General features: G+C 51.7%; 10 protein-coding genes and 1 tRNA gene. 8 read left to right on the forward strand and 3 right to left on the reverse strand.

The window, feature by feature from the left end:
- Positions 1-6: 6 nt before the first annotated feature.
- Complete coding sequence (locus tag VFG09_02945) at positions 7-297, reverse strand: hypothetical protein (protein HET6514091.1); 291 nt, start codon at positions 295-297, stop codon at positions 7-9.
- A gap of 126 nt (positions 298-423) precedes the next feature.
- On the opposite strand from VFG09_02945, the gene VFG09_02950 reads away from it, so the two are divergent.
- Both VFG09_02950 and VFG09_02955 read left to right on the forward strand, forming a co-directional pair.
- Positions 424-499: transfer RNA gene (locus VFG09_02950), tRNA-Thr, on the forward strand.
- Between the two features lie 70 nt (positions 500-569).
- Positions 570-806 (forward strand): hypothetical protein, encoded by a 237-nt coding sequence (locus VFG09_02955; GenBank protein HET6514092.1) that lies wholly within the window; start codon positions 570-572, stop codon positions 804-806.
- Between the two features lie 174 nt (positions 807-980).
- Here VFG09_02955 and VFG09_02960 read toward each other — a convergent pair whose 3' ends face one another.
- The gene (locus tag VFG09_02960; protein HET6514093.1) at positions 981-1412 is read right to left on the reverse strand and encodes a helix-turn-helix domain-containing protein; all 432 of its coding nucleotides are present in this window, start codon (positions 1410-1412) and stop codon (positions 981-983) included.
- A gap of 340 nt (positions 1413-1752) precedes the next feature.
- Here VFG09_02960 and VFG09_02965 point away from each other — a divergent pair, with 340 nt between their 5' ends.
- A complete protein-coding gene (locus VFG09_02965; GenBank protein ID HET6514094.1) occupies positions 1753-2601 on the forward strand; it encodes a DnaJ domain-containing protein in 849 nt (282 codons plus the stop codon).
- A gap of 102 nt (positions 2602-2703) precedes the next feature.
- Positions 2704-2871 carry a hypothetical protein gene (locus tag VFG09_02970; GenBank protein ID HET6514095.1) on the forward strand — a complete coding sequence of 56 codons (168 nt, stop codon included), beginning with the start codon at positions 2704-2706 and terminating at the stop codon, positions 2869-2871.
- A gap of 249 nt (positions 2872-3120) precedes the next feature.
- On the opposite strand, the gene VFG09_02975 is transcribed toward VFG09_02970, so the two are convergent.
- On the reverse strand, positions 3121-3351 hold the full coding sequence (locus VFG09_02975; GenBank protein ID HET6514096.1) for a hypothetical protein: 231 nt from the start codon (positions 3349-3351) through the stop codon (positions 3121-3123).
- Positions 3352-3559: 208 nt separating this feature from the next.
- On the opposite strand from VFG09_02975, the gene VFG09_02980 reads away from it, so the two are divergent.
- The 4 genes from VFG09_02980 to VFG09_02995 all read left to right on the forward strand — a co-directional run bounded on the left by VFG09_02980 (position 3560) and on the right by VFG09_02995 (position 7982).
- Positions 3560-5242 carry a DUF4388 domain-containing protein gene (locus VFG09_02980; protein ID HET6514097.1) on the forward strand — a complete coding sequence of 561 codons (1683 nt, stop codon included), beginning with the start codon at positions 3560-3562 and terminating at the stop codon, positions 5240-5242.
- On the forward strand, positions 5239-6147 hold the full coding sequence (locus VFG09_02985) for a hypothetical protein (GenBank protein HET6514098.1): 909 nt from the start codon (positions 5239-5241) through the stop codon (positions 6145-6147). The genes VFG09_02980 and VFG09_02985 overlap by 4 nt, the downstream gene beginning before the upstream one ends.
- A gap of 249 nt (positions 6148-6396) precedes the next feature.
- Positions 6397-7359 carry an NADPH:quinone reductase gene (locus VFG09_02990; protein HET6514099.1) on the forward strand — a complete coding sequence of 321 codons (963 nt, stop codon included), beginning with the start codon at positions 6397-6399 and terminating at the stop codon, positions 7357-7359.
- A 68-nt stretch (positions 7360-7427) separates the two neighbouring features.
- A complete protein-coding gene (locus VFG09_02995; GenBank protein ID HET6514100.1) occupies positions 7428-7982 on the forward strand; it encodes a hypothetical protein in 555 nt (184 codons plus the stop codon).
- The last annotated feature ends 245 nt before the right edge of the window (positions 7983-8227 follow it).

Below are 8227 nucleotides of genomic sequence, written 5' to 3' on the forward strand. Positions count from 1 at the left end.
CCCCTCTCACTTCTTAAAGAGGTTCTCAAACTGCTTTCTCGCATCACTCTTCCCTTTCTCTGAAGAGGTGATACTGCCTCCCTCCCGAAAGGTAAACCAGTCGCAGAAATTTGCCCTGTCCCTCACCCGTTGAAACTCTGCCTTCGGCTCAAGACACTTGTTGTGCGCCGTCTCTGAATAGAATTTGCAGTTCAGACAGATGTGGAGGTCACCTTTGCAGAAGGGACAGACGGATTTCCTCGAAAAATATTTGTCGACGGCGATCTCTTTCCTGCACAGAGCACAAATCTTCATCATCTCCTCCTGACCCTTTCCTTATCATTCTACTACAAGAAGAGGGCGCAATCATATGCATGTGAACGTTAGGCCCGAAGATATTGAGCTTTCCCCTCAAAAGCGTGTAAACTATCGGCGTATTCCAAAGCCGGGATAGCTCAGTTGGTAGAGCAGCTGATTCGTAATCAGCAGGTCGTCGGTTCGAATCCGATTCCCGGCTCCATTAAGAAATCCGACATTGCCAGGGGTTACCTCTGGTATGATATTGATAGTTAACACAGAGGAGTACTGGTATGGCAAGGGCAAGTACGCTGGGAAAGATCGAGAAGGAGATCGAAAAGCTTTCCCCGAAAGATCAGCTTAACCTTGTAGAGAAACTCGCTCATCAGTTGAGTAAGGCCGGACTTGCTGAAAAAAAGGAGCTCGACTGGAAAAATATCTATGGTCTCGGCAAGGGGCTCTGGAGAGGTGAAGACGCTCAAGAATATGTTAACCGGCTGAGAGAGGAATGTACGCTTTATGCTCCTTAACGCTTCCATTCGTATACGTCGCCCTGCTCAGGGAGACGGTGGCGCATGGAGGCTGTGAGCAGCATATCCCACCCACGCGCCATGAAGAACGCGCCGTTCGCGTTCATGTCGTTCGCGATTTAGCCAGGCTTCGGGATCAGCTTGCCGGAAGGGTGAAGTCTCGGTGAAGAAATGTTAGGCAAGTTCTCTTATACGCTTCTGAGCTTGACGCTTCCCGATTCTCCTGAGGGCTGCCAAAGCGGTAATCTGCCGTCCTTTGGGGCGAGATCTACCACGTTCCCAGTTTCCTATGGTCCCGCCGCTCACACCGACAAGCAGACCGCATTCTTTTGCAGACAGCCCCAGCCGCTTACGCGTTGACCGCAATCCTTTGGCCGAGAACCTGACGCTCGCTGCCTCGATCTGTCCAGCGCCCGCGGGAGGTTGCGGAAGCCTTTTATGAAGGTGCATGACCTCCCGTTCCAAGCCTTTCAGGCGCGCGGAGAGCTGTGCAATAATCTTCCGGTACTGGCCTGACGCCTTCCGCAGAGCATGAGTCTCCGCACGAGCCTGTTTTCTCGCACCACGTTCGATCGTTTCCTTAAGCAGTTTGGCGATATTGCTCATCACATTCTCCTCTTTGTGTGGATTTTGACTCGGTTGTCACTCTCCTGCCCTCATGACGCAACGTGCTACCGTGGAAGCCGTTTTGGATTGCCTCCCTGGAATCGCCGTCACACAATTTATTGAACTCATTTCTTACAGAGGATATCGTCTCTTACGATTTCTGCGACGCAGAACCAGAAATGTGAGACTTCGTCACAGGCTTTTGCCATCACCTTTCTCCCTGAACAAAATGAATAATGAAGATACCACAAATTCTTGTCCTTGGCAACACCGGATTGTTTTGGGGTAATCACCATGGCGGTGAGGACGAAAATTATCTGTATGGTTATAATAATATGTCATGGAGCAGAAAGACTACTATAAAATGCTTGGAGTCAGCGAAGATGCCTCTTCCGAGGAAATAAAGAGCACCTACCGGAAGTCAGCCTTTCAATACCACCCGGACAAGAATCCTGGCAAAGAAGAAATGATGAAAGAGATTAATGAAGCGTATGCTGTCCTCTCAGACGAACGAAAGCGAAGGGAGTATGATTTCTACAGACAGAGTTATGGATTCTCCGCAAGGGACAAATTCAGACAAACCTATACCGACCAGGATATCTTCAAGGATTCTGACATTAATCAGGTCTTTGCAGAGCTGAGCAGGGCATTTGGTTTTAACAGGCCAGAGGACATTTTCGGCCGCAGCTCTTTCTATGGGAATCAATTCAGAACCTTCCAGTTCAAAGGGCCCGGATTCGCCGGGAAGGGTTTTTTCTTTCTTGGGCCGATGTCAGAGATGTACCGGGACATGTTAAGGGCCTCCCAGCATGAAACAGACGGAGCCCCGGCCCGTCGGCCTTCGCTTTTTTCTAGAATATTCCTCATGGGAATAAAGGCGCTGCAGAATCATATGGCCAAGAAATACGGATTGGAATTACCGGAAAGGGGCAAGGACATTGAAGATGAAATTACAATCCCCTCTGAGGTTGCCTCAGCTGGCGGCAAGCTGCGCTATCACTATGCCAGGCACGAAAATGCCCGTGATCTGATGATCAAGATACCGCCAGGGATAAAGGAAGGCCAGAAGATAAAATTAAGGGGCATGGGCATGGTTGGAAGGCGAGGTGGAGAGACCGGCGATCTTTATCTCAAAGCGAAACTTCATACCCCGTGGCTCGAGAAGATAAAAGAGTTTGTTGGAAAATAATGCCTCGGGAGGGCCTCAAAAGGCATAGGGTTCCCGCAGGACAAAGGCAGCTTGCCGTCCATTGTGCGGCAGCCCGTGAAAGTCGGCCAGCGAGAAGGCAAGGTGTACCTGGAAGTGCACAATGACGAATTAGAAAAAGATTCGGATTATCTTGAAACGGCCCAGATGCTGGTGGCGAAAGAAGGGCTCCTCAAGAGCGTGAGTACGAAAAAGCTTTTTCTTGCGATCAAGGAAAAACGGGGCATGCCGGTGGACATTTCCGATTATTGATCACGAAGAAGTCCGTTCCAAGGCTGATTCTCCCTGGGACAAGCCCGAAGAACTGAAGTTTAATTCGACATGAAGTCTCCAAACGGTCAGTTCAGAGCGGGCGCCAAGTTACGAGCGATGACTGTTACCCCGCCAAAATAGTACTGAAGGGATCACGAGACTCGCAATCAATGCATCGGCTGAGACGGTCTTATGGACATGGGTCATCTGCTCAAATGCACTGCGCCTGAACGTGAGCGCACCTGATCCCTATCTCTTCTTCTTCATCGGCTGCTCGCAACAGATGAGATGGGCGCCTTCTGCGCAGCAACAAGCATTGTCAACGGTGACTGCGAGGCCGCAGACGTCGCAACTGTATCTGCTTCCTTCCGTCACGCGCGTTGTTTTCTTTACAGCCTTTTTGACTGCCGTCTTCCTTGATACAGCCTTCACTCCTGCTTTCCTGGGAGATGCCTTCCCTGATGTCTTCACTCTTGCCATGTCCTTCCCCTTCCTGCTCTAAGCTCTTTAGCCCAAGGGCTATCTTTAATATAAGTATAGCGGAAAATTGCTGTCTCTTCCATCCTCAGAAAATTTTCTTCAACCTTCGGTCGGTCCATCTATACTGAGGGCATCCGAACAGCGAGGGAGGAATATGCTCTTCTTCTATTGCAAAGATTGATCAATCCACCTTATACTCTAGAAGGGAATGAGCAAGGACCATAGACACTTCAGGCGGTACAAGACAAGGCATCCTGCCAAAATATCCCTTCCTGACAGAGACCTCGATGCTGAAATCGTCGATTATTCTTTGGGCGGCGTAGGCATTGTCTACGGAGATGGCCTTCAGCTCCAGGAAGGGGACATTCTGCGGATTGGAAGTGATCTCCTTGACCTGGACGCGAGGTGCGCAGTCGAGTGGTGGTCCCAAAGCACCGGTGAAATCCGTGCCGGCCTCAGGAAGATTGATCCCCTCAGGGGTTCGCTAAGACATTACCTTCTTCCCGATATCTTCATCGGTCTTCAGAGATCGCTGAAAACGGGGATCTTCGATCTGAAGAGTGGAAACATTGAAAAGAAGATCTACATAAAAAACGGTGATCTGATCTTTGCGACCTCGAACCTTGAAGAGGACAGACTGGGCGATATCCTTCTACGCGAAGGTAAGATTACGCGCAGCCAGTTTGACAGATCCGCGGAACTGATCCGCCAGACAGGAAAACGGCAGGGCAGCATACTCGTGGAACTGGGAGCAATTTCTCCCCAGGAACTTTGGTCGACCGTAAAACAGCAGGTGGCCGACATTATCTTGAGCCTCTTTGAATTTTCTGAAGGCGATTTTATATTCTTAGAAGGTAATCTTCCGACCGACGAAGTCATCATTTTGAAGCTCTCGGCCGGAAACCTGATTTACCGTGGGATCAAGAGGTCCAAGAGCCTCGTTCAAGCCAAGGACTACCTTGCCCTTGGGTCGGAGTCGGTGATTTCCTTTTCCGGGAATCCCCTCGATCTCTTCCAGGATATTTCTCTGGATGACGAGGACAAGCGGATACTATCCTTCGTGGACGGGAAGAGGACCTCCGGGGAGATCATTCAGCTTGCTGGGCTTGATAAGGCGACTGGGCAAAGATCGGTTGCAGCGCTCCTCAGCACATCGATCGTCGAGGTCTCTCACGGGGGCGACGTCGAACAGACGGTGACTCCCGATCATGTTATAGATGCCTCCGTCCCTCCGCCCAACATCGGAGAGAAGATCGAGCGCATGATCGAGAACTGCCGCAGCCTCAATTACTATTCCCTCTTCGGTATCGAAGAATCAGCTCCGGATCCTAAAATACAGTGGGCCTTTTACCGGCTTGCGAAGGAATTCCATCCGGACAGGCATTTCTACCTCGGCGAAGACATGAAGGGCAAACTCCACACCATATTCTCTACCGTCACAAAGGCTTATGGCGTCCTGAGCAGTCCGGAGAGAAGGAGGGATTATGACCGATCTCTTTCCGGTGGTCAGCGGACTTCGTCGCAGACCGAGGAGGCGTGCAGGAAGTTTAAAGAAGGTCTGTCAGCTGTCCACAGGAAGGATTTCTTGCAGGCCTCCGAGCTTTTTGATGCAGCATGCCGCCTGGATGAATCCGCACCCGAGTACTATTTTCATTACGGCCTTTCCCTCATTGAACTCAACAGGCTTCACGATGCTGCCCGCGCGATGACAAGAGCGTCAAACCTCGCCCCGCACAATGACAAGGTCTTCGCTGAACTTGGGAGTATCTACCTTGCCCTCGGATTCCCCATGCGTGCAAGGAGATACTTCAAGAAAGCCCTGGACCTGAATTCTGAAAATAGAGCTGCAAGAAAGGGACTCGAGGAATCGGGTCAGCCCCGTCGATCATGAACCCGCCAGAAAACCCTTCTCCCGACTACCAGGAATCTCTCAGCACCCTTGCGGAAGAAAAGAGGACTCTTACCGGGAAGCTTGTCAGGGCGCTGAAGGAGAATTCCGCACTCCACGACCGCCTTGCAGAGCTTCATGTAACCATGAGTATCAAGACGGCTGAACTCCAGAGGGAGATTGACGATCTTACCCGCGAGCGCAAGGACCTCCTCGAAGAAAACGAAGCTCTCTTACAGGATCTTTCATCGCAAGAGACTGCATCGGGGGTGTTGTCGCAGTCACTGACGGAGACGCGGCCGACAAGGGAAGAGATGCAGAGACAGCTTGATGCCGGTAAAAGGCACATGGAAGAATTCGAATTGAAATTCATAGACCTCGAGAACCGTTACAAGGCAATTTTAAAGGAGAAGGAAAACCTCAAGGTGATCGCTGGAGAACAGGAAGACAGATTGCTGACACTCATACATGAGAAAGAACTCGCGGAAAAGCCGCGGACTGACGATGAGGGTGAACGGAAGCTCCACGCCGATGCGATCGCAGCGAAGAATGAGGAGATTGAGAAGTATCGGACGAGGGTAAGAGAACTCCTCGATATGAGCAATGAGGCAGAAGGGTTCAGGACAGAAATTACCAACCTGACGGAGAACGCGGAGAGCCTCCGAAGACTGAATGAATCGCTAAGGGAAGAGAAGGAGAGGATCGAAAAGGAATCCCTCCAGACCGCGGCGAAACTTTCGACGTTGGAAAAAGAGCTTTTGTCAAGGGATGAGAGTATCCGTCATTTACGGGAGGAACTCTCCCGGCTTGAGGGCGCGATTCCTTCCTCCGGCAAGACAAAAGAGAGCTTCTTCGAAAGATTCAGAAGAAAAAACCGTATTCAATGCAACAAGCGGCGCCCTCTCTGAAAAGATACAGCTTCCTTCCAGGACTCTCGAACACAAGAAGAGCATGAGGACCGAACTTGAGGACACTCTCAGGCAGAGGGATTCAGCCCATGAAGAACTGTCGCGCAACAAGTAGGCATCATCCTCTCAGAAGGAGGAGTACGAGATTCAGTCATCTTGCCTTTTGTCTATCCTTTGGAGTTAAATACAGTGGAGAACGATCCGGCGCAATGTAAGGTTTCCGTCTGTTCATGCTCAAGGAGGAAACGGATGAAGGCGGTTCGGGTTCATGAGTTCGGTGATCCGGAAGTGATGCGGATCGAGGAAGTACAGGATCCGCAGCCGGGTATCGGCCAGCTTCTCATTACGGTCCGGGCGATCGGGGTCAATCCCGTCGACGCATATATCCGCTCAGGACTCTATCCTCTCAAGCCTTCCCTGCCATATACCCCTGGTTTAGACGCCGCAGGTCTTGTGGAGGCAGTGGGCGGGGAAGTCGGGGGGATCGCAGTCAATGACAGGGTGTATGTTGCCGGCACGATCAGCGGCGCCTATGCCGAAAAAGCATTGTGCACTGCTTCAGAGGTTCACCCGCTGCCGGGGCAGATCACATTTTCACAGGGAGCTGCAGTCGGCGTCCCCTACGCAACCGCATACCGGGCACTTTTCATACGCGCCCGTGCGCTTCCGGGAGAGGTTGTCCTCATTCACGGAGCGAGCGGTGGTGTGGGGATTGCAGCGGTACAGATCGCTCTTGCCGCGGGAATGACGGTTATCGGAACGGCAGGCACAGAACAGGGAGAACGCCTGGTAGCCGAACAGGGCGCCCATCATGTGGTGAACCATCACGCTCCAAACCACCTTGAGGAGGTTGCGGCCTTCACGGGCGGCCGGGGGGTGGATGTCGTACTCGAGATGCTTGCCAATGTGAATCTGGGAAGGGACCTCAGCACACTCGCCCGTGGCGGCCGCATTGTGGTCATCGGAAGCAGAGGCACCGTCGAGATCAACCCGCGCGATGCAATGAGCCGCGATGCGAGTATCCAAGGATTGTCTCTCTTCAATACCCCGGAACCGGAGATGAAAAGTATCCATGCCGCCCTTGCCGCGGGTTTGGCAAACGGTACGTTGCGGCCTGTCGTGAGTCGGGAGATGACCTTATCGGATGCTCCCCGCGCCCACCATGCCGTGTTGGAAGGCAGCACATTCGGAAAGATTGTGTTGCTTCCCTGAGCTATAATAAGGATAGACGTATTCGCTGGAGCACGGACGAGAGGAGATTCAGGAGGATCAGTCCCGGGATGGGCAGGAAGAAGCCGGTAATCGAGGAAATCAAGACAATCATCTCCAGATATAAGAACGTCGTCGTGAGCGGCGAAGTCGGTGCGGGAAAGATAACCAGTACCCTTGAAGCCATCGAGAGCGCAGGCGATGTCTATTACATCGGCAATCCCGTCGACTACGTGGGAAAGCCGAGGCCCAGGGGATATGACAAGTACATCAATTACATCCTCACATTAAGAAAAGACCTGCACGTCATCTCGAGCGATGAGGAAATACTTTCCTTCGATCATTCCAAGCTCTGGGGCAAAGGCGCGATACTTTTGATCGATGAAATCTATGGCAGAAGTGCCGAACAGTACCGAAAGATATACGAGATCCTTGATACAGAGGGCCTGAAGGTCATTCTTATCGCGGGATGTCTTAAGAACATCGGGAAGATCATCGAGAAATTCGATATCATCCTTATGCTTATCCATGACGGTATTTTCCTCCTTGACAAGGACTTTGTCATGAAGATATGCAAGATCCTCGGTCCTGATCGGATGAAGGAGCAGGCTGAACTCTTCAAGTAAGAATTCACCAAAAAAAAGGGAGACCCTTGGGCCTCCCTTTTCGTTTCTCTCTGCTGATAGAGCTTTTTATTTACCCTTTACAGCGGCAGCCTCTGTCTCTGTTGCAGGTGCTTCCTCCCTGAGGGGAGCGGTGACCGCTGCTGCCGCATATCCTGCAGCCGTTCCCAGGATCGACCCGACCACGATGCTCATGAACCCGACACAGGTGATCCCCAGGATGATCCCTGCCGCCGTCGCAACCCTCA

This window comes from Thermodesulfovibrionales bacterium (assembly GCA_035686305.1).
Classification (GTDB): domain Bacteria; phylum Nitrospirota; class Thermodesulfovibrionia; order Thermodesulfovibrionales; family UBA9159; genus DASRZP01.

What these genes read in the sequence shown, in the direction of transcription:
- VFG09_02945 (HET6514091.1), bottom strand. Translation starts at nt 297, where the DNA reads ATGATGAAGATTTGTGCTCTGTGCAGGAAAGAGATCGCCGTCGACAAA.
- VFG09_02955 (HET6514092.1), top strand. Translation starts at nt 570, where the DNA reads ATGGCAAGGGCAAGTACGCTGGGAAAGATCGAGAAGGAGATCGAAAAG.
- VFG09_02960 (HET6514093.1), bottom strand. Translation starts at nt 1,412, where the DNA reads ATGAGCAATATCGCCAAACTGCTTAAGGAAACGATCGAACGTGGTGCG.
- VFG09_02965 (HET6514094.1), top strand. Translation starts at nt 1,753, where the DNA reads ATGGAGCAGAAAGACTACTATAAAATGCTTGGAGTCAGCGAAGATGCC.
- VFG09_02975 (HET6514096.1), bottom strand. Translation starts at nt 3,351, where the DNA reads ATGGCAAGAGTGAAGACATCAGGGAAGGCATCTCCCAGGAAAGCAGGA.
- VFG09_02980 (HET6514097.1), top strand. Translation starts at nt 3,560, where the DNA reads ATGAGCAAGGACCATAGACACTTCAGGCGGTACAAGACAAGGCATCCT.
- VFG09_02985 (HET6514098.1), top strand. Translation starts at nt 5,239, where the DNA reads ATGAACCCGCCAGAAAACCCTTCTCCCGACTACCAGGAATCTCTCAGC.
- VFG09_02990 (HET6514099.1), top strand. Translation starts at nt 6,397, where the DNA reads ATGAAGGCGGTTCGGGTTCATGAGTTCGGTGATCCGGAAGTGATGCGG.
- VFG09_02995 (HET6514100.1), top strand. Translation starts at nt 7,428, where the DNA reads ATGGGCAGGAAGAAGCCGGTAATCGAGGAAATCAAGACAATCATCTCC.